Source organism: Neisseria sp. WLZKY-1 (assembly GCF_046546535.1).
Classification (GTDB): domain Bacteria; phylum Pseudomonadota; class Gammaproteobacteria; order Burkholderiales; family Neisseriaceae; genus Neisseria.
In genome coordinates this window covers 84,694-106,662 of record NZ_JBKGTW010000003.1, presented here as the reverse complement: position 1 = coordinate 106,662, position 21,969 = coordinate 84,694, and the positions used below count along the sequence as shown (strand labels likewise).

General features: G+C 58.0%; 20 protein-coding genes. 7 read left to right on the top strand and 13 right to left on the bottom strand.

Annotated features, from left to right (window positions below):
• Positions 1 to 35: 35 nt before the first annotated feature.
• The 10 genes from mfd to ACLD9W_RS01935 all read right to left on the bottom strand — a co-directional run bounded on the left by mfd (position 36) and on the right by ACLD9W_RS01935 (position 9,598).
• Positions 36 to 3,902 (bottom strand): transcription-repair coupling factor, encoded by a 3,867-nt coding sequence (gene mfd / locus ACLD9W_RS01980; RefSeq protein ID WP_410840456.1) that lies wholly within the window; start codon positions 3,900 to 3,902, stop codon positions 36 to 38.
• A gap of 169 nt (positions 3,903 to 4,071) precedes the next feature.
• Positions 4,072 to 4,359 (bottom strand): hypothetical protein, encoded by a 288-nt coding sequence (locus ACLD9W_RS01975; RefSeq protein WP_410840455.1) that lies wholly within the window; start codon positions 4,357 to 4,359, stop codon positions 4,072 to 4,074.
• A gap of 115 nt (positions 4,360 to 4,474) precedes the next feature.
• Positions 4,475 to 5,527: a hypothetical protein gene (locus ACLD9W_RS01970; protein ID WP_410840454.1), complete on the bottom strand. Its 1,053-nt coding sequence runs from the start codon at positions 5,525 to 5,527 to the stop codon at positions 4,475 to 4,477.
• A 68-nt stretch (positions 5,528 to 5,595) separates the two neighbouring features.
• Positions 5,596 to 6,183 carry a hypothetical protein gene (locus tag ACLD9W_RS01965; protein WP_410840453.1) on the bottom strand — a complete coding sequence of 196 codons (588 nt, stop codon included), beginning with the start codon at positions 6,181 to 6,183 and terminating at the stop codon, positions 5,596 to 5,598.
• A gap of 197 nt (positions 6,184 to 6,380) precedes the next feature.
• Positions 6,381 to 6,713 carry a hypothetical protein gene (locus ACLD9W_RS01960; protein ID WP_410840452.1) on the bottom strand — a complete coding sequence of 111 codons (333 nt, stop codon included), beginning with the start codon at positions 6,711 to 6,713 and terminating at the stop codon, positions 6,381 to 6,383.
• A 142-nt stretch (positions 6,714 to 6,855) separates the two neighbouring features.
• On the bottom strand, positions 6,856 to 7,608 hold the full coding sequence (locus ACLD9W_RS01955; RefSeq protein WP_410840451.1) for an HD domain-containing protein: 753 nt from the start codon (positions 7,606 to 7,608) through the stop codon (positions 6,856 to 6,858).
• A 182-nt stretch (positions 7,609 to 7,790) separates the two neighbouring features.
• Entirely contained in the window at positions 7,791 to 8,195 is a 405-nt protein-coding gene (locus ACLD9W_RS01950) for a lysozyme inhibitor LprI family protein (RefSeq protein ID WP_410840450.1), read from the bottom strand.
• A gap of 197 nt (positions 8,196 to 8,392) precedes the next feature.
• Positions 8,393 to 8,761 (bottom strand): hypothetical protein, encoded by a 369-nt coding sequence (locus tag ACLD9W_RS01945; RefSeq protein WP_410840449.1) that lies wholly within the window; start codon positions 8,759 to 8,761, stop codon positions 8,393 to 8,395.
• A 64-nt stretch (positions 8,762 to 8,825) separates the two neighbouring features.
• A complete protein-coding gene (locus ACLD9W_RS01940; protein ID WP_410840448.1) occupies positions 8,826 to 9,239 on the bottom strand; it encodes a DUF4279 domain-containing protein in 414 nt (137 codons plus the stop codon).
• A gap of 8 nt (positions 9,240 to 9,247) precedes the next feature.
• A complete protein-coding gene (locus ACLD9W_RS01935) occupies positions 9,248 to 9,598 on the bottom strand; it encodes a hypothetical protein (protein ID WP_410840447.1) in 351 nt (116 codons plus the stop codon).
• Positions 9,599 to 9,824: 226 nt separating this feature from the next.
• On the opposite strand from ACLD9W_RS01935, the gene ACLD9W_RS01930 reads away from it, so the two are divergent.
• From ACLD9W_RS01930 to ACLD9W_RS01905, 6 genes are all read left to right on the top strand, one after another.
• The gene (locus ACLD9W_RS01930) at positions 9,825 to 10,130 is read left to right on the top strand and encodes an ATP-dependent Clp protease adaptor ClpS (protein WP_410840470.1); all 306 of its coding nucleotides are present in this window, start codon (positions 9,825 to 9,827) and stop codon (positions 10,128 to 10,130) included.
• Positions 10,127 to 12,394, top strand: coding sequence for an ATP-dependent Clp protease ATP-binding subunit ClpA (gene clpA, locus ACLD9W_RS01925; RefSeq protein ID WP_410840446.1), 2,268 nt, complete (start codon positions 10,127 to 10,129; stop codon positions 12,392 to 12,394). The genes ACLD9W_RS01930 and clpA overlap by 4 nt, the downstream gene beginning before the upstream one ends.
• Before the next feature lie 142 nt (positions 12,395 to 12,536).
• Positions 12,537 to 14,921 carry a DNA polymerase III subunit gamma/tau gene (gene dnaX, locus ACLD9W_RS01920; RefSeq protein WP_410840445.1) on the top strand — a complete coding sequence of 795 codons (2,385 nt, stop codon included), beginning with the start codon at positions 12,537 to 12,539 and terminating at the stop codon, positions 14,919 to 14,921.
• Between the two features lie 92 nt (positions 14,922 to 15,013).
• Positions 15,014 to 15,349, top strand: a complete 336-nt coding sequence (locus ACLD9W_RS01915; RefSeq protein WP_410840444.1) for a YbaB/EbfC family nucleoid-associated protein — start codon at positions 15,014 to 15,016, stop codon at positions 15,347 to 15,349.
• Between the two features lie 75 nt (positions 15,350 to 15,424).
• The gene (locus tag ACLD9W_RS01910) at positions 15,425 to 15,856 is read left to right on the top strand and encodes a hypothetical protein (protein ID WP_410840443.1); all 432 of its coding nucleotides are present in this window, start codon (positions 15,425 to 15,427) and stop codon (positions 15,854 to 15,856) included.
• A 45-nt stretch (positions 15,857 to 15,901) separates the two neighbouring features.
• Positions 15,902 to 17,068, top strand: coding sequence for a PIN domain-containing protein (locus ACLD9W_RS01905; RefSeq protein ID WP_410840442.1), 1,167 nt, complete (start codon positions 15,902 to 15,904; stop codon positions 17,066 to 17,068).
• A gap of 105 nt (positions 17,069 to 17,173) precedes the next feature.
• Here ACLD9W_RS01905 and ACLD9W_RS01900 read toward each other — a convergent pair whose 3' ends face one another.
• A complete protein-coding gene (locus tag ACLD9W_RS01900) occupies positions 17,174 to 18,694 on the bottom strand; it encodes a polyamine aminopropyltransferase (RefSeq protein WP_410840441.1) in 1,521 nt (506 codons plus the stop codon).
• Between ACLD9W_RS01900 and ACLD9W_RS01895 the strand changes: the two genes are divergently transcribed.
• Positions 18,672 to 18,911, top strand: a complete 240-nt coding sequence (locus ACLD9W_RS01895) for a hypothetical protein (RefSeq protein WP_410840440.1) — start codon at positions 18,672 to 18,674, stop codon at positions 18,909 to 18,911. The genes ACLD9W_RS01900 and ACLD9W_RS01895 overlap by 23 nt on opposite strands.
• Before the next feature lie 18 nt (positions 18,912 to 18,929).
• Here ACLD9W_RS01895 and ACLD9W_RS01890 read toward each other — a convergent pair whose 3' ends face one another.
• On the bottom strand, positions 18,930 to 20,342 hold the full coding sequence (locus tag ACLD9W_RS01890) for an SLC13 family permease (protein ID WP_410840439.1): 1,413 nt from the start codon (positions 20,340 to 20,342) through the stop codon (positions 18,930 to 18,932).
• A gap of 281 nt (positions 20,343 to 20,623) precedes the next feature.
• Positions 20,624 to 21,646, bottom strand: a complete 1,023-nt coding sequence (locus ACLD9W_RS01885) for a YeiH family protein (RefSeq protein WP_410840438.1) — start codon at positions 21,644 to 21,646, stop codon at positions 20,624 to 20,626.
• Positions 21,647 to 21,969: the final 323 nt, after the last annotated feature.

Below are 21,969 nucleotides of genomic sequence, written 5' to 3'. Positions count from 1 at the left end.
CCGTCTGAAAATCATAAAAGGCCGTCTGAAAACGCTTATTTCCCAGACAGTTTCTGTATCACCGCGCGCACGGTTTTTATGCGTGTTTCGATGTCTTCCATCACGGCGGAAACGCGCAATTTGTCCGCCCCCGCCATGCGGTAGTTTTTATTACTCTGCATCAGCAAAATAATATCGGCAGGCTCGACGACGGTGTGTTTGCCGAAGGTAAGCGTGAGCGCGTCGGTGGACGCATCAATGGCGGTGATGCCGAGGGCTTTGGCGGTCAGGCGCAGGCGGTGGCTGTCGAGCAGGGTTTTGACGGGCTGCTCGGGCAGTCCGAATCTGTCCACTAATTCTTCGTGGATGCTGTTGATTTGTCCTTCGCTCTCGCAGGTGGCAAGGCGTTTGTAGAGTACCAAACGCTCGTGGATGTCGGGGCAGTAGCTTTCGGGCAGCAGGGCGGGGCTGTGCAGCTTGATTTCGGTGGTTACGCCCAAGGGCGCGTCCAAGTCGGGTTGGCGGCCTTTTTTGAGGTCGCGCACGGCTTGTTTGAGCATTTCGGTGTAGAGCGTGAAGCCGACCTGCACCATTTCGCCCGACTGCCCTTCGCCGAGTATTTCGCCCGCGCCGCGTATTTCCAAGTCTTGCATGGCGAGCGAAAAACCCGCGCCCAGTTCGTCTGCCGCCGCGATGGCGTCCAGCCGTTTTTCTGCATCTTTGCTGATGTATTCGGGCGTGAGCAGGTAGGCGTAGGCTTGGTGGTGGCTGCGCCCGACGCGCCCGCGCAGTTGATGCAGTTGGGCGATGCCGAATTTGTCGGCGCGGTTGATGATGATGGTGTTGGCGTTGGGGATGTCGATGCCGGTTTCGATGATGGTGGAACAGAGTAACACGTTGAATCTTTGCTGTAAAAAGTCGCGCATCACTTGTTCCAATTCGCGCTCGCGCAGTTGCCCGTGCGCCACGCCGATACGGGCTTCGGGCAGCAGGGTTTCCAGCCGCTCGCGCATATTTTCTATGGTATCTACTTCATTGTGCAGGAAAAATACCTGCCCGCCACGTTTGAGTTCGCGTAACACGGCTTCGCGCACGCTGCCTTCGCTGAACGGCTTGACAAAGGTTTTCACGGCGAGGCGGCGGCTGGGGGCGGTGGTAATCAGCGAGAAGTCGCGCAGCCCTTCCAATGCCATGCTTAATGTGCGCGGAATGGGGGTGGCGGTAAGCGTGAGAATGTCCACGTTAGCGCGCAGTTTTTTCAGCTGCTCTTTTTGGCGCACGCCGAAGCGGTGTTCTTCGTCGATAATCACCAAGCCTAAGTTTTTAAACGCAATATCGTCTTGCACCAGCTTGTGCGTGCCGATGACAATATCCACCGTGCCGTCTGCCATGCCTGCGAGCGCGGCGCGGGTTTCTTTGCTGCTGTTAAAGCGCGAAAGCTGGGCAACTTTGACGGGAAAATCGGCGAAACGGTCGGCAAAATTTTGCGCGTGCTGCTCCACCAACAGCGTAGTCGGCGCGAGCACGGCGACTTGTTTGCCGCCCATTACGGCAACAAAGGCGGCGCGTAGGGCGACTTCGGTTTTGCCGAAGCCCACGTCGCCGCAGACTAATCTGTCCATCGGGCGGGCTTGGGTTAAGTCTTTGATGACGGCGGCGATGGCGGCGGCCTGGTCTTCGGTTTCTTCGTAGCCGAAGCCGTCGGCAAAGGCGCGGTAGTCGTCTTCGTTAAACTGGAATTTGTAGCCTTGCTGGGCGGCACGGCGGGCGTAGAGATTTAAGAGCTCAGCGGCGGTGTCGCGGGCTTTTTCGGCGGCTTTGCGCTTGGCTTTGCTCCATGCCGCGCTGCCGAGCTTGTGCAGTTGCACGTTTTCATGCGCCGCGCCCGAGTAGCGGCTGATTAAATGCAGTTGCGAAACAGGCACATAAAGCTGGGCTTCGCCTGCGTATTCCAGCAACATCATCTCCTGCGCTTCGCCGCCCAAGTCCATAGACACCAAACCCATATAGCGCCCGATGCCGTGTTCTTCGTGGACGACGGGGTCGCCGATGCTGATTTCGGCAAGGTCGCGCAACAAACCATCGGACACGGCGGCGTGCTTCTTGCGCCGCGTGCTGCTGCGGCTTTTGGCGACGTATTGGTAGAGGTCGGATTCGGTGATAAGGGCGATTTTCAGGCTGCCTGAAAGGCCGTCTGAAACACCCGTAGGTCGGATACCCGTATCCGACAAAATGTCCGCCGCTGCGGGAATGTCGGATTCAAGAATCCGACCTACGCCGTTTTCAGGCTGCTTGTCGGCGCGGGCAATAAAGGTAAGTTCGTCTGCCAACTGTTCGTTTTCATAGTGCACCAAGCCTGCTTCGTCAAACTTGACCATAATGCCGTTTGCCAGACCTGCCAGGCTTTCATCGCCGTATTCGTTCAGATCAAACAGGGCGACGATGCGTCCGTGCCATGCCTGTTCTACGCGAACGTAATCGCCGATGTGCATAAGCGTGCCGTCGGTGTAGCGCGGGCGGACTTGGGCTTTCAGGCTGCCTTCGATGCCGTCTGAAACGCCCGTAGGTCGGATACTCGTATCCGACAAAACATCCGACGCTGCAGGAATGTCGGATTCAAGAATCCGACCTACGCCGTTTTCAGGCTGCCCCAGCCGAAACCCGTACGCCAGCGGCGTTACCGTGATGCACAGCTTCTCATCACTCTCCAAAAACGCCTGCCAGCCGTCCACGCTTTTCGGTTTCAAACCGTGCTGCGCGAAAAAGCCCAACATGGTTTCGCGCCTGCCCGCGCTTTCGGCGGTGAGCAGAATCCGCCCGTTAAAGGCAGCCTGAAAATCCTGCAAGGCCTGCAAAGGCTGCTCCGCCTGACGGTTCACCGCCACATCGGGCAGCGCAAACGCCCCACCGCCCAATTCGGGGTGGATTTGCGGATAGGCTTTCAGGCAGCCTGAAAACTGGTCTGCCGCCAGATACAGATGCTGCGGCGGCAGCGGCGGATAGGTTTCGTCGCCCTGCGCCATTTGGAAACGCGATTTCACTTCCGCTTCAAACCGCCGCGCCTCGGCGTGCACATCGCCCACGCACACCGCCAGCGCGTCCGCACCGATGTAGTCAAACAGCGTCGCGCAGCCGTCTTCAAAAAACAGCGGCAGATAATATTCCACCCCCGCGCCAAACTGGCCGCCGCTCACCGCCTTATACACCGCCGCATCGTTCGGATTGCCGTTTATCTCCTCGCGGAAACGGCTGCGGAAGATTTTTTGCGCCGCATCATCGGTGGGGAACTCATGCGCGGGCAGCAGGCGGATTTCCGACACGGGCGCAATGGTGCGCTGGCTGTCGGGGTCAAACGTTTTGATGCTGTCGATTTCATCATCAAACAAATCAATGCGATACGGCGTGTCGCTGCCCGTGGGGAACAAGTCCACAATCCCGCCGCGCACGGCAAATTCGCCGCCCGCCACCACGTTGGATACCGCGCTGTAACCCGCTTCCACCAGATTCTGCCGCAGCGCCGCAATATCCAGCCGCTGCCCCGTTTTCAGCCAAAACGTGCGTCCCAGCAGAAACGGCGCAGGCGCAAGCCGCTGCATCGCCGTGGATACGGGCACAAACAGCGCGTCCGCCAGCCCGTTTTTCAGCTGCCACAACACCGACAGCCGCTCGGACACCAAATCCTGATGCGGCGAAAAACGCTCATACGGCAGCGTTTCCCAGTCGGGCAGAAACAGCGCATTGTCGGCGGGGCGGAAAAACTGCCACGCCGTTTGCAGCCGCAGCGCGGTTTCCGCATCGGGCGTAAACACGATTTTCAGTGTTTTGGGCGGCAGGTTTTGCGTTAAAAAATACGGCAGGCTGCCGGCGGTAAGGTTCAGCCAGCGCACGCGCGGGGCGGATGGGGTGGGAAGGGGGTGGGTCATGGTTTGGGTTTTTGTGTTTGGGGTTGGTTGGAGAAATAGGGGGCAGCCTGAAAAACGGGTTAGGGCGGTTTTCAGAGAATGTGGGTCAGATATTTGTATCCGACAAAGCGGTTAATGCGGCGAAAATGTCGGATTCGAGAACCCGAGCTGCAAAATTGCGGAAGCAAAATCAAAACGGCTCGGTTTCCACAAGATCGCGGTAGTCGGCAGGCTCCTGCTCAAACGGCATGCTCTGCCAACCGTTTTTCCAACGGTAAACGGCGCGACGGTAGGGATATTTTTCTATGATGCGGGCGATGTCGGCATCCAAATCCGCCTTGCTGTACCACTCATCGCCGCATTCGCCGCAGCCGAAAAACGGCGGCTCGTCTTCAATGTAGCAGACCCAGCCCGTGCAATGGGATGTAGGGCAGCGGATTTGGAAATCGGGGGAAACGGTTTGGGCGCTGGTGTTCATGTTTTACCCTTAAATAATATTTGAGTTTGCAGGTCAGGCATGGATGCCCGACGTTGTTGAATCGATCGGTGTTTTGTCGGGCATGAATGCCCGAGCTACGGCTTTCAGGCTGCCTTTACCAATCGCGCGCTTTGTCCAACGCAGCCTGCAGCGTATCGGTATCAACGCTTGCGCCGACGGTTTCGGCAGCGAGCCTGGCAAGGGTGTGAAACGCATCGCACAGGGTTTCGCGCTCTTCGGTTTCTATCCAGCCGCGTTGGGTGTTGAGTTCGTTGAACGCGGCGGCGTATCGGGCGGCAAGCTGTTCCAAGGCCGTCTGAAAGCCGTCGGTGGGCAGGGCGAGGGCGGTTTTCAGGCTGTCTTTGTAGATTTTGGCGGCGGCTTTGGCATCGGCGGCACGGATGTGTTCGGCATCGGCAAGGGCGGCGAGTGGATTGTCGCGGTTGGCGGCGTACCATTCGGGTTTGCGCAAACCGGTGATTTCGTAGTCCAGCTGCGGCAGTTTTTTGGCTTGGGCTTTGAGCGCACTGCCTGCGGCATGGGGAAAGCCGCTTATCCATAGGAAATTAAGCTGCGGCAGCGCAGACAAATCGGGCAGTTCGTCGTCGAGCGGGAAGCAGCGGATAAGGCTGAGGCTGCGCAGCTCGGGCAGTTGCGCGAGGGCGGCGAAGTGTGCGATTTCGGAGTCAAACAGGGACAGCACGCGCATTTGCGGGTATCGGCGGGCGAAGGCGGCGCAGTCGAACGGGGCGGTTTCTTGGCTACGGTAATGGGCTTGCTCAATGTCTGCGGCATCGATTACGTGCGCTGTTTCGGGCACGAAGGGGAAGCAGTTGATGTCGCCACGGTAGGATGTGGGCGGCGCATCGGCAAGCAACGGCAGCACGCCCAGCGGGATATGGTCGGCGGGGATTTTGCCCATATAACTTGCAATCTGCAGACGCGGGCTATTGGAGTCACGCGCCAAAGTGTAAGTTGGGGCGTGTTGCAGTTCGCCTAATACAATGTCTTCCAAGCGTGCGAATGTGTCTTGCATTGCCCAAATATGGACGTGGCTGAGTTTGTTGGCTTTGTCGGGGACGACGCGGACAAGCTGGTAGGTGTGCCAGCGTTGGTCGAGCGGGGAATGGACGGCGTAAACCGTACCTGGTTCGGGGGCGTGGGGCATGGGTTGACCTTTCTTAATAATGGGCGGTTGTCGGGTTTATCGGTGTTTTGTCGGGCATGGATGGCTGCCTACTCGCTGGCAAGCCATATGGATTGTTCCGCGTCGCGGTTGTCTATGCGGTGGTAAAAGCGGACGGTGTTTTTCAAGCCCGCCTGCATCAGCCGTCGGCACAAATCGCCGCTGACGATGGTTTGCGTGGGGTAATCGGCGTCTGCGGCGATGGATACGTCCCAGTCAAATGCGTCTTTGAGTTGCTGCACGTCAAATTCGTATTCTTCGCAGCCGTCAAAGCCCGTTTTTTCGTAAACGCTGCGGGCAAAATCGGTGGCGTGTTCGTGGTTGGTAACGTGCAGGGCGAAGAAGTCGTCGGATACGCCATGTCCGTTGATGGTGATGTCTAGAAACTGCACCCAGCGCCGCTCGGCTTCGGGCTGCAAAAGGGTTTTGACTTTTTTGCTGACAATTAAATAGCCCAAATGGAAAATGATGTCGTAGCGGCTGAGCGCGGCGGGGGTTTTGCCTGCTTTCAGGTTGAATTTCAGTTGCACGGATTGGGTGTCCAGCCAGCCTTCTTGGTCTAGCAGATCGTAGTTTTCCGATGTCCAGTCGATGCTTAATATGTCGGTTTTTTTGTGCGGGTAGAGGGCGTATAGCATGGTTTCTCCAGTTGTATGGGGGCGGTAGGCAGCCTGAAATGGGGCAAGGCTTCATAGAAGTCTGTAAATGCGCTTTCAGGCTGCCTTTGGGTTTACAAGCCATACTCGGGAATGGCTAACTTAAACGGCGACAGCAATAAAGACACGCCTTCGTCTTCTGGGTTGGGGACGTGGAATAAAATCAGCCCGTTTGTCCATCATCTGTCTATTCCTTGCTGGGCATCCTGTTGCCAGCCATCCGAGCCTGTAAACACGATGCCTTGTTTTTGTTTAAATTGGGCAAGCCCGTCTTGCAAAATTGCGCTGAGGGCAAAGGGCGGTATCCATAGGGCTTGAATGTTGTCGCTGTGATACCAGACAAATCCGTCGCTGCCGTCTATCTGCTGTATCCGTTTGATGATAAACGGTTCGTAAGCTGGGTAGTTGTCTATGATTTCATGCGGGTTTCGTAAAAACGCTTCGCAGCTTATGTATTGGTAGTAATAGACGGAGAAATGCGCGATGTGTTCGGGTGGGTAGGGGAGTTTCATGTTGGTTTTTGCTTTTCAGGCTGCCTTGTTTATTGGGGAGTTTGTCGGTCGGGCATTGATGCCCGACGGTTTTCAATTTATCTGTGTTTGTCGGGCATAAATGCCCGACCTACGAAACTGTATGCACGGTAGGGTGGTATCCCTATGGCTTATTTATCGTTGCATCTAACGGATTTGACCGAACCATGTTCATAAATGCTTTTTTCATTAAACCCGCTCGTGTGCTTTTATGATGAGGATTTTCCATTGTTGCCAGAATTTCACGTTGAAAATCCGTTCGCGGATAGCTTTGTAAGACCTCGTTTTGATTGGCATGATGAATTTTGTATAAACGTTTTCCTGTTACATCCAAAAATGCGCCTTGATTGGTATAAACTGCCACATTATCAAAATCCATCGTATCAACCCACGGGTTTAAATGTGCACTAATTGCCTCATAAACAATATGTCGTAGTTGTTCTTCCGCGTGATGCCGCTGTAAAATTTTTACTGCTTGCTCTGCGCCGTAAACAGCGAAACAACCACATTGCGCGTGATGAATATGTTGATCTGACAATCCTAAATCATGTAAAAGCGATGCAAGGTAAAGCTGCTCGGAATCCACTTGCACGTTATCGGTATGAGCCAACAACGATGCCCAGCAATAAGTTCTAATGCAATGTTTTAATAATTCAATGGAGTACAAGTTATTAATGTCTGCATTTATATTGCGTATCAGGCTGCTGTCAGGAATTTTGATTTGTTCTATTTGGGACAGTGTTACGTTGCGAAAACGGCGTTTTTCTATTGCCAGCCTCCATTCGGATTGGATGATTTGCCAAAATAGGCTTATTTTTTCATATGTATTTAAAATACCTGAGGTTTGTTTTGCCCATTGATATTTGCCTATATTCACTTTTTTGCCTCTTGTGTTTTTAAAAAGAATTTAATTTGACTTTTGGTTTAGTTGTGTAGCTCGGATACAAGTATCCGACAAAACATTCAATGCCGCGCCAAGGTCGGATTTCAGAACCCGACTTGCTTGCTTTATAGGCAGCCTGAAAAAGGCGCAACACGGTTTCAGGTTGCCTCAAATCGTTAAAACGTCCAATCGTTCATCATTTGCTGCAACTGCTTGGCATGGGTGCGGTTTTGTTCGGCAATGCACGCATTTTTGCGCATTTGCCTTGCCGTTCCGATTGCGCCGCCGCCCAATGATGCCGCCCAGTCGCAATAACGGTTTCGGTATGCGGCAAAAGCCTGCTCTGCCGCATGGTATTTTTTCAGCGCGGCATCGGCATATTTTGGCTCTTCGTCCCATTGCTGCATTTTCGCAATGGCTTGCGCTTGGGCGTTGTGCCAAGCCGTTGCGCTGCGCTCGGCATCTTGCCGCACGCAGGTTTGCACATCAACCTGCGCGAAATATCGGTCGCTGCACGCATCGCGGATACTGTGTTCCAGCGGCAGGGTGTCCGCTAAGGCAGTCGCCGATACGCAGAGCAAGCGTAGCCTGCATGGCGTAGGGTGTGTGGCTTTGCCACGCACGCGGTTTTTTGCCTCAACCTTGTAAACCGCGTGCGCAGCAAGCTGCACACCCTACGCTTGTTTTCAGGCTGCGTTTGCGGTCGTCTGAAAGGCAGCCTGAAAGTGGGTTTTCAGACGACGTTTCGGTTTTTAGGCTGCCTTTGGCTTGGGTTCGTCTACTCGCTGGCAAGCCATATGGATTGTTCCGCGTCGCGGTTGTCGATGCGGTGGTAAAAGCGGACGGTGTTTTTCAAGCCCGCCTGCATCAGCCGTCGGCACAAATCGCCGCTGACGATGGTTTGCGTGGGGTAATCGGTGTCCGTGGCGATGGATACGTCCCAGTCAAATGCGTCTTTGAGCTGCTGCACGTCAAATTCGTATTCTTCGCAGCCGTCAAAGCCCGTTTTTTCATAAACGCTGTGGGCAAAATCGGTGGCGTGTTCGTGGTTGGTAGCGTGCAGGGCGAAGAAATCGTCGGATACACCGTGCCCGTTGATGGCAATGTCTAAAAACTGCACCCAGCGCCGCTCGGCTTCGGGCTGCAAAAGGGTTTTGACTTTTTGGCTGACGATTGGGGTTGTTAGATCTTGAAATTAATCCACACTTATACTAAAAATCATAATGAATGATTTTTAACTCTATTCCTAACTCAGATAATAATTGAATTTGATTTAAGGAGAATTTATATTCACGAGTAGCCTCATCGTTGGCCCAGCTGTAAATTATAAGCTCCTTATTTAGTTTATATTTTTTAAATATATAGTTTAAATTTTTCTTTATGTCTTCTATTTTCTGTATAATTTTATTAATTTTTTCATTTAAATTTTCCTCTTTATCTATACCAAAAGAATAGTAAGAGTGTTCAATTATAAATTGAACCTTTTTGTTTGGTGAGGTAAATAAATCTCCCTTACTATAAAACTCGGCATTTTTAATATTAAGTATTTTGTCTATTTCTCTCATGTTAATATAATCATTTGATTCCATATAAAATGTTACTTCAATTGAATTATTCAGCATCATTAAAACCCTTAAATAGCCCCAATGGAAAATGATGTCGTAGCGCGGTTGAGCGCTGCGGGGGTTTTGCCTGCTTTCAGGTTGAATTTCGGTTGCACGGACTGGGTGTCCAGCCAGCCTTCGCTGTCCAGCAGGTCGTAGTTTTCCGATGTCCAGTCAATGCTTAAATATGTCGGTTTTTTGGTGTGGGTAGAGGGCGTATAGCATGGGGGGATTCCTGTGTCTGAGGCCGTCTGAAAACAGGGTTGCAGCCGAATGCCTGTTATGCAGCAGTGTATGTCCGATAGCGGGCGGACATGCGGCTGAGGCCGTCTGAAAGGTTTTTCAGACGGCCTTAAACGTATCGGAAGCGCGGTATGCAAAGCGCGCGGATTGTAATGGAGGCCGTCTGAAAAGAGTAGGGTCTGACGGATGTCAAACTTATTGCTGTTTCGCGTGCAAATCGGCGGACGGGCGTGATTTGTCTGTGATAAGATAATTATTCTTATTTCATTGCCGCTGCGGGCGCAGGCCGTCTGAAAGATTGAAAAACGCGGCCGTAGGCAATATATGGGCAGCTTCGACCACACCGACAAGAAGACCTGCCCTATGGGAACACAGCACCAACAATCGGAAGGCGGCAGCACCCTGAAACTGCGTCCGCCGCGCCAATACGGCGTTTTCCTGATAAACGACGACTACACCACCATGGATTTCGTGGTGAAGATACTCACCGAAGTATTTATGCTGCCCGAGGAGCGCGCCGTGGCCGTGATGCTCTTGGTGCACCACGAGGGCAAAGGCCTTTGCGGCACCTACACGCGCGACGTGGCGCAGACCAAGCAGATGCAGGTGCACAGCCGCGCCGCCGATGCGGGTTTCCCGCTCAAATGTACGATAGAGGAGGTTTCATGATTTCGGACGCTTTGGAACAGATTTTGCAGGAGCTTTACGCCGACGCCCGCGCGCGCAGCTACGAGATGATTACGCTCGAACAGCTCCTGCTGGCCTTGTTGGAGCAGTCGGACGAAGTGCAGAAAGTGCTCGAGGCCCTGCATGTGGATGTGGACGTGCTCTCCGGCCAGCTTTTGAGCAGCATCCAGGACAACACGCCCATGCTGCCCGCCGGCCTGCTCGACAAAACCGACACCCAGCCCACACTCGGCTTCCAGCGCGTGATGCAGCGGGCGATTATCCACGCGCAGTCGGTGGAAAAACGCGAAGTGCGCCCGGTCGACGTGCTGGTGTCAATGATGGGCGAAAAAGACTGTCCCGCCGTGTATTTCCTGCAACTGCAATCCGTCGGCCGCGTGGAAATCCTGCGCTATCTCGCCCACGGTGAAACCGGCGAAGAGGCGCAGAGGCCGTCTGAAAACGAAGAAGACGAAGCCGCACCCGCCGTAGGCGGCGACGCGCTGGCCAAATACACCGTCAACCTCAATGCCGAAGTGCGCGCCGGACGCATCGACCCGCTGATCGGCCGCAAAGCCGAAATGGAGCGGCTGGTGCAGGTTTTGTGCCGCCGCCGCAAGAACAACCCGCTGCTCGTCGGCGAGGCAGGCGTGGGCAAAACCGCGCTGGCCGAAGGGCTGGCACACCAAATCGTCGGCGGCCAAGTGCCCGACGTGCTGGCGGGCGACACTGTCTACATGCTCGACATGGGCGCGCTTTTGGCGGGCACGAAATACCGCGGCGACTTTGAAGCGCGTATCAAAAACGTCATCAAAGCCCTCGACGAAACCGACGGCGCCATTCTCTTTATCGACGAAATCCACACCATCATCGGCGCGGGCAGCACATCGGGCGGCACGATGGACGCCTCCAACCTGCTCAAACCCGCCCTTGCCAAAGGCCGCCTGCGCTGCATCGGCGCCACCACCTACGACGAATTCCGCACCATATTCAGCAAAGACCACGCCCTCAGCCGCCGTTTCCAAAAAATCGACGTCGCCGAACCCAGCGTGGCCGAAACCGCCGACATCCTGCGCGGCCTCAAACCCATGTTCGAACAGTTTCACGACGTGCGCTACACCAACGGCGCCATCGAAGCCGCCGCCGAACTCTCCGACCGCTACATCAACGAACGCTTCCTGCCCGACAAAGCCATCGACATCATGGACGAAGCGGGCGCGGCGCAGAAAATCCTGCCCAAGTCCAAACAGAAAAAAGTTATCGGCAAAGCGCAGATTGAAGCCGTCGTCGCCAAAATCGCCCGCATCCCCGAAAAAACCGTGTCGCACGACGACAAACAAATCCTCAAACACCTCGCCCGCAACCTGAAAAACATGGTGTTCGGCCAAGATGCCGCCATCGACGCCCTCGCCGCCGCCGTCAAAATGTCCCGCTCCGGCCTCGGCCTGCCCGACAAACCCGTCGGCAGCTTCCTCTTTTCCGGTCCGACCGGCGTCGGCAAAACCGAAGTCGCCCGCCAGCTCGCCTTCTCCCTCGGCGTACCCCTGCAACGCTTCGACATGTCCGAATACATGGAGCGCCACGCCGTCTCCCGCCTGATCGGCGCGCCGCCGGGCTACGTCGGCTTCGAGCAGGGCGGCCTGCTCACCGAAGCCGTGAACAAACAGCCGCACTGCGTCCTGCTTCTCGACGAAATCGAAAAAGCCCATCCCGACATCTTCAACGTCCTGTTGCAGGTGATGGACGCGGGCAGGCTCACCGACAACAACGGCAAAAGCGCCGATTTCCGCAACGTCATCCTCATCATGACCACCAACGCCGGCGCCGAAAGCCTCAGCCGACCGACCCTCGGCTTCACCGCCAAACGCGAACGCGGCGACGAAATGCAGGCCATCAGCAAAACCTTCACCCCCGAATTCCGCAACCGCCTCGATGCCGTCATCCCCTTCGCCCCGCTCGACACCGCCGTCATCGCCCGCGTCGTCGACAAATTCCTGCTCCAACTCGAACAGCAGCTGCTGGCGAAAAAAGTCGAAGCCGAATTCACGCCCGAACTGCGCGCCTACCTCGCCGAAAAAGGCTTCGACCCGCAAATGGGCGCCCGCCCCATGCACCGCCTCATCCAAAGCAAACTGCGCCGCGCCCTAGCCGACGAACTCCTCTTCGGCCGCCTCGCCGACGGCGGCTTCGTGCGCATCGGCTGGAACGCGGACAAAGAAGAAGCCCAGCTGGCGTTTGAAAAAGAAACCAGCGCCGCCGCCGTGTAAGCGCCGCATCTTCCGTCAGGCCGTCTGAAAACCGCATCCGGCGTTTTCAGACGGCCTTTCTTCCGCCGCCGCGCGTAGCGTTTCGTTTATAATGCCGCGTTTTTCCCCAGCCGCCTTTCAGACGGCCACACGAGCTTTCCCTATGGCATACCAAGTCCTCGCCCGCAAATGGCGTCCGAAAACCTTTGCCGACCTAGTCGGCCAGGAACACGTCGTCAAAGCCCTGCAAAACGCCCTCGACAAAGGCCGTCTGCACCACGCCTACCTGCTCACCGGCACACGCGGCGTCGGCAAAACCACCATCGCCCGCATCCTCGCCAAAAGCCTCAACTGCGAAAAGCCGCAGCACGGCGAACCCTGCGGCGAATGCCAAAGCTGCCGCGACATCGACGCCGGACGCTACGTCGACCTTCTGGAAATCGACGCCGCCTCCAACACCGGCATCGACAACATCCGCGAAGTGCTGGAAAACGCCCAATACGCCCCTACCGCAGGCAAATACAAAGTCTATATCATCGACGAAGTGCACATGCTCTCCAAAAGTGCGTTTAACGCCATGCTCAAAACCCTCGAAGAGCCGCCCGAACACGTCAAATTCATCCTCGCCACCACCGACCCGCACAAAGTCCCCGTCACCGTCCTCTCCCGCTGCCTGCAATTCGTCCTGCGCAACATGACCGCGCAGCAGGTGGCCGCCCACCTCGAACACGTCCTCACCGCCGAACAAATCCCTTTCGAGCCCGCCGCCCTGCAACTGCTCGGCCGCGCCGCCGCAGGCTCGATGCGCGACGCCCTCAGCCTGCTCGACCAGGCCATCGCCATGGGTTCGGGGCAGGTAACGGAAAACGACGTGCGGCAAATGATAGGCGCGGTGGACAAACGCTATTTATACGAACTGCTCGACAGCATCGCCGCACAAAACGGTGCCGCCCTCCTGCAAAAAGCGCAGGAAATGGCCGAACGCGCCGTCGGCTTCGACAACGCCCTGAGCGAACTCGCCCTGCTGCTGCAACGCCTCGCCCTGATGCAGACCGTACCCGCCGCCGTGCCCACCGACGACCCCGAACGTCCCGCCCTCGCCGCCCTCGCCGCGCAACTGGGCGGCGAACAAATCCAGCTCTACTACCAATGCGCCATCCGCGGCAAACAGGATTTGAGCCTTGCCCCCGACGAATACGCCGGCTTCGTCATGACCCTCCTGCGCATGCTCGCCTTCGCCCCCATGGCCGCCCCCGCGCACACCGGCGGCCATATCGCCGGCAGCGGCCTCAGCGACCCCGCCCCCGCTTCTGCCGATAACGGAGCGGCAGAAACAAAGCACAGGCCGTCTGAAACCGCCGCCCCCGTTTCAGACGGCCACAAAACGCCCGCCGACACGCGGGCCGGACAACAGAGGCCGTCTGAAAGCCCCGCAAACAGCTTGCCAGCAAGCACTACAATAACTGCCGCAGCCGAAAGGCCGTCTGAAAACCCCGCCGCATCGTCCGAACCCGTTTCAGACGGCCTGACCAACGCGCCGCAAAGCGAAACAAGGCCGTCTGAAAACCCCGCAAACCAAGTCCGCGAACCCGCCGCCGCTGCCGCAGACAAAAGGCCGTCTGAAAACCGCGCGGCAGAACAAAACGACGCAGACGGCATCCCGCCGTGGGAAGACGCCGCCGCCGAAGCAATCCCCGTTTCAGACGGCCGCAAACCGTCCGCCGACGTACAAGCCAAACAGAGGCCGTCTGAAAACGCAGCCGCATTGTCCGAAGCCGTTTCAGACGGCCTCACCGCCGCACCGCAAACAGAAGTAAGGCCGTCTGAAAACCCCGCAAACCAAGTCCGCGAACCCGCCGCCACCGTTGCGGCAGACGAAAGGCCGTCTGAAAACCCGCAGGACGAAACAGCGGCACCAAGCGCGCCCGTTTCAGACGGCCTCACAGCAGAAAACACCGTCCTGCCCGCCACACCCGCCGCATGGCAGCGCGACGAAGACATCCCTTTCGACGAACTGCCCGCCGCAGAGCCCGCGCAGGAGCAGGAAAACGCGGAAGAAGACAGTGCGGAGGAAGAGGGCGCGGAAGAAGCCGACTTTGCTCCCATGCCCGAGTTGTCCGCCGCCCACTGGCACGCCGTGATCAAACGCCTGAACAAACGCCTCGGCGCCGCGCAGATGCTGGCCGACCACATGGCGTGGACGGACTACGACGCCGCGCAAAACCGCCTCTTGTTCGCCCTCAACGGCAACGCCCCGGCCACCACCACCAAAGAATATTTCGACAAAATCCGCAACGCCCTCGCCGAAGCCTACGGCCTGAACGGCCTCAGCCTGCAAACCGTGCCGTGGCAGGAAGGCCAAGGTTGGGAGACCCCCGCCATGCGCCGCGCGCGCCTGCAGCGCGAAGGCCGCGACGAAGCCCGCCGCCGCCTCGAAGCCGACCCCGCCTGCCGCGCCCTGATGGGCGCCCTAAACGCCGAAGGCTGGCACGAAGACAGCCTGATGCGCGCGGAAGACCTCGAAGAATACGCCGTTCAGGCCGTCTGAAAGCAGCGTTTCAACGAAATGAAAAACGTCGCGTCAAAGGGCGCGGCACCATCCTTTTCTTTTTTAAACCACCAACCACAGGAGTATCCCCGATGTTCGGAAAAGCAGGACTGGGCGGCTTGATGCAGCAGGCTCAAAAAATGCAGGAAAACATGAAAAAAGCACAGGCCGAGCTGGCCGTCACCGAAGTGGGCGGCGAAGCGGGCAACGGCCTGGTGAAGGTCGTCATGACCTGCAACCACCAAATCCGCAGCGTCAGCATCAGCCCCGAGCTGATCGCCGAAGCCGCCGAAGACAAGGAAATGCTGGAAGACCTCGTCCTCGCCGCCGTCAACGCCGCGCACGAGGCCGCCGAATCGCTCACCGCCTCCACCATGGGCAAGTTCACCCAAGGGCTGCCCGCAGGCATAGGCGATTTCTTCAAATAAGCCTTTTCAGACGGCCTGACGCATTTTGCGTCAGGCCGTCTGAATATCCGCCGCCCGTTTTGACGAAAGGAAACCATGCTCCTGTTTTCCCCGATGTGGTGTCACGAAGTCGAACGCATCGGCTTTGCCCGCTGCTCCCGCGCCGCCGACCTGCTGCGTGCCGCCTCCGACTACTGCACATTGGCCGCCTTTGCTGCTCTGATTGCATCCTTCGCCGCCGGTTTTTCCGCATGGTATGCCGCCGCCCTCTGGCTGACGGGCAGGCTGTTCTGCATCCTTTCTTTGTACATCATCGCCCGTCGCCGCTTCCGCTACGACGACGACAAAATCATCGCAAGCTGGCGCGACGGCAAGGGCAGAATCTGCCGCTACACCTTCCGCGAAAACCTGCGCGACAGCGGCTATAGCCCGCAAACATGGTTCGAACACATCAAAACCAAACCGCACCCACCGCGCCGCTGCCGGCGGCATCCGCATCAAAGGCCGTCCCCGCCTGCGCGGGGATGACATTTCTGAAAGCGGCAGCAACCGACAAGCAAACGAAAGATCGCCATGAACCATCTGCTCATCGACTTTGAAAACCTGCAACCGGCCAACCTCGACCGCCTCGACGACAAAAACACCTGCATCTGGCTGTTTCTCGGCCTGCACCAGCAAAGAAACATCGAACTCGAACTGTGCGAATCGCTGTGCCGCTTCGGCAAAAACGTCCGTTTCATCCGCCTGGAAAAAAGCGGCAAAAACGCCCTCGATTTCTATATCAGCTTCTACCTCGGCCGCATCATCGAATCCGACCCGCACGCGCAAATCGCCATCCTGTCGCGCGACGGCGGCTACGACACGCTGGTCGAACACATCCGCAACCGCAACCCCGCCGCCGTTGTCGGCCGCGTCGGCCAAACCGAAATGGTCGCCGCCCCTGCTCCGTGCGAAAAGCCGTCGGACGAGCCTGCGCCAAGCCCGTCTGAAAACGAGCAAAGCCCCGAACCTGCCGATTCTCTCGAACCTTTTTACCGCGCCGCCGTCACCGCCCTGCGCCGCGCCGACGCCCACCGTCCCCGCCGTCTTGCCAACCTCGAAGGCAATCTGCGCAACTATCTGCTGCGCGGTTTGCTGGCAGAACAAAGCCCCGAAGAGCAGCAGGAAACTGTCGGCAAAGTCATCCGCAAACTCGAATGGCGGCGGCTTGTCAGTATCGACGCCGAAAGCGGCACGGTTGCCTATTTCCTCAGTGATGCCGACGCCGAAGAACTGCTGTGCCGCCATATCCGCAATACGCAGCCGAAAACCCAACACGCCCTGCGCGAAGCCCTGCGGCAGAAAGGCGAAAAACTGTGCGTCGGGGTCGGCGACGTCCTCATCGGCCGTCTGATCGCCCGCATGCAGGCCGACCGGACGCTGCACATCGCCGCCGACGGCAGTGTGTCCTACCCGCCGAAGGAAACTGCGCCGCCGTCTGCCGATGGCGCCGAACTGCCGCCGCTCGGGGACAAAGAGCGGCAGAAAATCGACAACCGCATCCGTGCGCTGCTGTCACGCCCCAACCGTCCGAAAAGCCCGGACACCCTGCAAAACAGCATCCGCGCCGTGCTCAAACCGTTTCAGACGGCCTGTTCCTTCGACATCAAGGCCGAAACACAAGGCCAAATCGAACGCCTGCGCAGCAAGAAAACCATCTCGCTCAAAGGGAAGAAAATCGTTTATGCCCAAAAGCCCTGATTCGCCGCCAAGTCGTTGACGAAAACGGTAAAAGGCCGTCTGAACGCCCTCTCGGGTTCTCAGACGGCCTTTCAGAAACGTCACCCCCGCGCAGGCGGGGGCGGCCTAGCGCATCACGTTGCGCCAGTCCTGCTCAAAATAATTCACCAAAGCCTGCGTGTTCAGATGGTTGGGCTCGACCTTGCGCCGCGCCATGTCGGGCGGGAAGCGGAACATTTCGGCGGCGGTGTCGGCGTTGAGATAGCGCGTGGGCACGTCAAACTTCTGCGGCACGGCAAAATCCGCGCTAAAACCGGCCAGCACAAAGCCCCATTCGCCAAACGAAGGGACATACACATGATAGGGCGCGGTGTGGAGGCCGGCCGCTTCGAGCGTGGCGACCACCGACCAAAAGGCATGCGGCGCGAAATAGGGCGAGGTGGATTGGACGACGATTTTGCCCTGCGGCGCGAGGTGGCGGGCGACGAGGCGGTACATCGGTACGGAGTAGAGTTTGCCCAGCGAAAAATTCGACGGGTCGGGCAAGTCGATGATGATGACGTCGAATTTCTGCGGCGCGGTTTCCAGCCATTTGGCGGCATCGTCGTTGATAACGCGCATTTTCGGGTGCGACAGCGAGCCTTGGTTGAGCGCGCTGAGGGCGGCGGAATTTTTGAACACGGCGGTCATGTCGGGGTCTAAATCGACCAGCGTGATTTGCTTAACATTCGGATATTTCAACACTTCCCGCGCGGCCAGGCCGTCGCCGCCGCCGAGTATCAAAACGTGTTCGGCGCGCGAGGCCGTCTGCATGGCGGGCAAGACGAGGGCTTCGTGGTAACGGGCTTCATCGCGCGAGGAAAATTGCAGGTTGCCGTTGATGTAAAGCCGCGTGTCGTCTTTCCAGCGCGTAACCACCAGCCGCTGGTAGGGCGAGTGGCTTTCAAATACAACCGGGTCGCCGAAGTAGCTTTGTTCGGCTTTGAAAGTGATTTGGTTGGCGTAAACAAAGGCGGCGGCGAGCGCGGCGAGTACGAGAAAGGCGCGCAGACGGATGGCGCGGTAGCGGGGCAGCTCGGCTTTGAACACGCGGGCGGTGAGGTAGGCGACGGCGGCGTTTAACAGGCCGAACAGCAAGGCCGAACGCGCCATGCCGAGCTTGGGCGCAAGCACCAGCGGAAACAGCAGCGATACGGCCAGCGCGCCGAGATAGTCGAAGGTCAGTACGCGCGAGACGAGTTCCTTAAAATCCGTATCGCGGCGGTTGAGCACGCGCATCACCAGCGGAATTTCCATGCCGACGACCGTGCCGACTATCAGCACAAAGGCGTAAAGCAGCGTGCGGAACGGTGCGGCCGACAGCCCGAAGGCCACAAACAAAGCCAGCGCGGACAAGCCGCCGATGATGCCCACCAGCAATTCGATTTCGACAAAACGCGAGAGCGTGTCTTCTTCTTTGATGTATCGGGTAAGGTGTGCGCCGATGCCCATCGAGAAAAGATACAGGCCGATAACCGACGAAAACTGCAAAATGCTGTCGCCCAAAAGATAGCTCGCCAGCGCAGCGATGATGAGTTCGTAAGCCAGACCGCAGCTGGCGACGATGAAAACGGAGATGATGAGGATGCGTTGGGACTGGGATTTCATGTTTCAGACGGCCTCGACGGAAGCGGGCGATTATACGGCAAACGCGGCGGCAGGCCGTCCCCGCCTTCGCGGGGATGACGTTTCTGAAAAGCGGGGCGTTCAGACGGCCTTTGCACTCGGCCGCGCAACCGTGTACGGAGGCCGTCTGAAAAAAAGCGAACGGGCGTGCCGCCGCAGGAAGAGGCCGTCTGAAAACGGGGTTTCAGACGGCCTCTAAGCAATCAACAAACGGCGCTTACATCAGGAAGAAATAAGCCCACAGCGACACCAGGGCGATGCTGAGGATATTGAGCACCATGCCCACTTTGAGCATGTCGCGCTGGGTAACGATGCCGGTGCCGAACACAATCGCATTCGGCGGCGTGGCTACCGGCAGCATAAAGGCGCAGGAGGCGCCGATGCCGATGATGAGCACCATCACTTCCTTGGGCATACCCATCTGTTCGGCCACGCTGGCGAACACCGGCACCAAGAGGGCGGCGGAGGCGGTGTTGCTGGTGAACTCGGTGAGGAAGATGATGAAGGCGGACACGGCGAGGATCACGATAAAGGGATGCGCCAGCACGAAGGTGCTCGCCATTTCCTGCCCCAGTGCGGCGGAGGCGCCCGATTTTTGCAGCAGCGTGCTCAGGGTGATGCCGCCGCCAAAGAGCAGCAGCACGCCCCAGTCGGTATTGCGCGCCACTTCGCGCCAGCGCACGACGCCGAAAATCACTACGGCCACGGCGGCGGTGAGGGCGACGAAAGAGTCGGGGCTGGAAATGCCCAGCTCTTTTTTCAGCGTGTCGCCGAAGATCCACGCCACGGCGGCGGCCAGGAAAATCAGCATGGCAATCACGCGGTGCAGCGTCCACGGGATGTCTTCGTGTTCCACCTGCACTTTGGCCGATAGATTGGGCTTGAGCACGACAAACAGCGAAAACAGCATCAGCGGCAAAAGTGCCAGCATCATCGGCAGGCCGAACTTCATCCAGCCGGCAAAATCCAGATTCAGCGCTTTGGCGGCAATCGCGTTGGGCGGCGAGCCGACCACCGTGCCCAGGCCGCCGATGCTGGCGCAGTAGGCGATGCCCAAGAGCACGAAGACAAAGGTGTTGCGGTCTTTTTCCTTGTCCAGATGGCTCATCAGCCCCATTGCCAGCGGCAGCATCATCGCCGCCGTGGCCGTGTTGCTGATCCACATCGACAAAAAGGCGGTAACAGCAAACAGCAGGTGCACGGCGACAAAAGTATTGCCGCGCGAGAGCGAAATCAGCCACACGGCGATTTTGCGGTCGAGCTTTTGCATATGCAGCGCCGTCGCCAGCGCGAAGCCGCCGAAAAACACATAGATAATCGGGTCGGCAAAGCCCGCCAGCGCGGCCTTGGTGTCCATATCGGGGATTTTGAACAGAATGGCAAACAGCGGCACGATCAGTGCGGTAACAGTAATGTGCACCGCTTCGGTAAACCACATAATCGCCACGAAGGCCAGAATGGTCAGCCCCTTATTGACATCGCTGTCGTAGGGCAGGATTTGGTAGAGCACAGCACTGATAAGCGCGGCAACGATGGCGATTACCAGCCCGCGAAAATCGGTTATCGGCGCCTGCGCGCTCAATAACTCGACGTTTTCCGGCTGCTGTTCGCTTTTCGGTTTGTCGGTCATGGAAATCTCTCCCGGGTTGGATTTTTCTTGCGGCGGTTTACCCGCCTGCCGCATAAGATAACATAAGTTTACACAACGGCGCAAAAAGGATTGCGCGAACGGCGAAAGGACGTCTGAAAAGGCTGCGGGACGGGTTTGCGGGCGGCGCAAGGGCAGGGCGGACAACAGGCCGTCTGAAAAGCGGGGGCGCTGCGTAGTTGGCGGCGGCAAAGCAAAAAGGCCGTCTGAAAACCCTATTTCGGGTTTTCAGACGGCCTTTTCAGACGGCCTTCCTGCCTGCGTCAGGCAAACAGGCGGCAGGCCGCATAGGAGATGGCGCCGCCGCCGATCAGCAGCCAGAGCGCCAAAAGGGCGGCCAGCAGCAGCGCCCGCATGCCCGCCTGATGCACGCTCTGCCAGCGCGTGCTGAAGCCGAGGGCGAACATCGCCACCGTCAGTAGAAAAGTGTCGGCCTGCAAAATGCCGCCGTGCAGCGCTTGGGGCAGCGGCACGAAGCTGTTGAACACCGCCGCCGCGATAAAGCCCAGAGCGAACCACGGCACGGACGCGCCGCCGCCAGCGTCCGCGCCGCCGTTAAAACGTCGCATCAGGCGCGGCAGCAGCAGCAAAAAGGGCGCGAGCAGCAGCACGCGGATCATTTTGGTAATCACCGCCACGTCGGCCGTGACCGAGTTCACCGCCGCGCCCGCCGCCGCCACCTGCGCCACTTCGTGCACTGTCGCGCCCGTGTAGATGCCCCAGCCGAACCATGCGGCATCGGGTGCACCGTGCGGCAGCAGCGCCGCCGCCATCAGCGGGTAAACAAACATCGCCAGCGTGCCGAACACCACCACCGTCGCCACCGCCACGCCCACGGCCGCCTCTTTCGCCTTCAACACCGGCTGCGCCGCCAGCACTGCCGCCGCACCGCAAATCGCGCTGCCCGCGCCCACCAGCGCCGCCGTGTCGGCATCCAGCCGCAGCCGTCTGCCCAGATACAGCGCCAGCATAAATGTGCCCGCCACAACGCACATGTCCGCCAAAAGCGCCGGCCAGCCCGCATACAGCAGCTGCGGCACGGTGATGCGGAAACCGTAAAACACGATGCCCAGCCGCAGCAGCGTGCCCTTGGCAAACAGCACGGCATCGCCCAAAGCCGCCGTGTGGCGGTTAAGCGGGCTGTTGCCCGCCGCCATGCCCAGCACGATGGCGAGCGTCAGCGGGCTGACGCCCGACTCGCGGAAAAACGGCAGCGAAGCGGCGGCCATGCACAGCGCGGCCGCCGCCGCAAAGGGAATCAGTGTGTGGATTTTTTTGGGGGACATGGTTTTCTCCTTTGTTGTTTTGCTTTTTTACTTCGTTGAAACTGCGCTTTCAGAAACGTCATTCCCGAGTAGGCGGGAGCGGCCAAAGCCGCAGGGCGCGGTTTCGCACGGCGGGCTATCTTAACACCGATTTACCTTGTGGCGGCATGGGAGGGCGGTAGGAGAAGAGGGAAGAGGTCGTCTGAAAAACGGCAAAGGGCTCCTGTTAAACAGAAGCCCTTTGCCGTTTTCATTTTCTTGGAACCTTGTTTTCAGACAGCCGGATATGCCGGATATTTAGTTGCGCTTGAATTTTTTCGGCAGGTTGACCCGGGCGGTTTTGT

Excerpts from the sequence above, each read along its gene's own strand:
- mfd (WP_410840456.1), bottom strand. The coding sequence starts at position 3,902 with ATGACCCACCCCCTTCCCACCCCATCCGCCCCGCGCGTGCGCTGGCTG.
- ACLD9W_RS01975 (WP_410840455.1), bottom strand. The coding sequence starts at position 4,359 with ATGAACACCAGCGCCCAAACCGTTTCCCCCGATTTCCAAATCCGCTGC.
- ACLD9W_RS01970 (WP_410840454.1), bottom strand. The coding sequence starts at position 5,527 with ATGCCCCACGCCCCCGAACCAGGTACGGTTTACGCCGTCCATTCCCCG.
- ACLD9W_RS01965 (WP_410840453.1), bottom strand. The coding sequence starts at position 6,183 with ATGCTATACGCCCTCTACCCGCACAAAAAAACCGACATATTAAGCATC.
- ACLD9W_RS01960 (WP_410840452.1), bottom strand. The coding sequence starts at position 6,713 with ATGAAACTCCCCTACCCACCCGAACACATCGCGCATTTCTCCGTCTAT.
- ACLD9W_RS01940 (WP_410840448.1), bottom strand. The coding sequence starts at position 9,239 with ATGATGCTGAATAATTCAATTGAAGTAACATTTTATATGGAATCAAAT.
- ACLD9W_RS01930 (WP_410840470.1), top strand. The coding sequence starts at position 9,825 with ATGGGAACACAGCACCAACAATCGGAAGGCGGCAGCACCCTGAAACTG.
- clpA (WP_410840446.1), top strand. The coding sequence starts at position 10,127 with ATGATTTCGGACGCTTTGGAACAGATTTTGCAGGAGCTTTACGCCGAC.
- dnaX (WP_410840445.1), top strand. The coding sequence starts at position 12,537 with ATGGCATACCAAGTCCTCGCCCGCAAATGGCGTCCGAAAACCTTTGCC.
- ACLD9W_RS01915 (WP_410840444.1), top strand. The coding sequence starts at position 15,014 with ATGTTCGGAAAAGCAGGACTGGGCGGCTTGATGCAGCAGGCTCAAAAA.
- ACLD9W_RS01910 (WP_410840443.1), top strand. The coding sequence starts at position 15,425 with ATGCTCCTGTTTTCCCCGATGTGGTGTCACGAAGTCGAACGCATCGGC.
- ACLD9W_RS01905 (WP_410840442.1), top strand. The coding sequence starts at position 15,902 with ATGAACCATCTGCTCATCGACTTTGAAAACCTGCAACCGGCCAACCTC.
- ACLD9W_RS01895 (WP_410840440.1), top strand. The coding sequence starts at position 18,672 with ATGCGTTGGGACTGGGATTTCATGTTTCAGACGGCCTCGACGGAAGCG.
- ACLD9W_RS01900 (WP_410840441.1), bottom strand. The coding sequence starts at position 18,694 with ATGAAATCCCAGTCCCAACGCATCCTCATCATCTCCGTTTTCATCGTC.
- ACLD9W_RS01890 (WP_410840439.1), bottom strand. The coding sequence starts at position 20,342 with ATGACCGACAAACCGAAAAGCGAACAGCAGCCGGAAAACGTCGAGTTA.
- ACLD9W_RS01885 (WP_410840438.1), bottom strand. The coding sequence starts at position 21,646 with ATGTCCCCCAAAAAAATCCACACACTGATTCCCTTTGCGGCGGCGGCC.